We start from the raw sequence: 627 nt of genomic DNA, 5'->3' as shown, positions 1-627 counted from the left end.
TACGGCGTCACCGGCACGCCCACCGCGCGCCTGCTGGAAGACCGCATCGCCGCGCTGGAAGGCGGCCGCCACTGCGTCATTACCCCGTCCGGGGCGGCGGCGCTGATGACGGTGGTGATGGGCTTCGTGCGCGGCGGCGACCACCTGCTGCTGTCGGCGGCCTGCTATGGCGCGCTCAAGACCTTCGGCGAGAAATGGCTGGCGCACATGGGCGTGGACGTGGAGCTGTACGACCCGTCCATCGGCGCCGGTATCGAGGCGCTGATCCGCCCGGCCACCCGCATGATCTGCATCGAAGCGCCCGGCACCGTCACCATGGAAATGGCCGACGTGCCCGCCATCGCCGCCGCCGCTCGGCGCCACGGCGTGCTGACCATGATGGACAACACCTGGGCCAGCCCGCTGGGCTTCCAGCCGCTGGCGCACGGCGTGGATTTCAGCGTCGAGGCCGCCACCAAGTTCTTCGGCGGCCACTCCGACGTGCTGATGGGCAGCATCAGCATGAACGACGCCGGCCACTACGCCGTGCTGCGCGAGACCCAGAGCATCCTGGGCCAGCAGGTCAGCCCGGACGATTGCTTTCTGGTGCTGCGCGGCCTGGAGACGCTGGCGCTGCGGCTGCGCGCG

General features: G+C 70.5%; 1 protein-coding gene. It reads left to right on the top strand.

Features of this window, described 5'->3' with window-relative positions:
* Positions 1-627, top strand: a 627-nt coding sequence (locus FD47_RS14725) for a trans-sulfuration enzyme family protein (protein ID WP_162260767.1), incomplete at both ends; no start/stop codon positions are given.

Origin of the sequence: Lentilactobacillus parafarraginis DSM 18390 = JCM 14109 (genome assembly GCF_001435895.1) — a bacterium.
In the GTDB taxonomy this organism is placed as follows: Bacteria; Bacillota; Bacilli; order Lactobacillales; family Lactobacillaceae; genus Lentilactobacillus; species Lentilactobacillus parafarraginis.
This window is presented reverse-complemented; position numbering and strand designations above follow the sequence as displayed.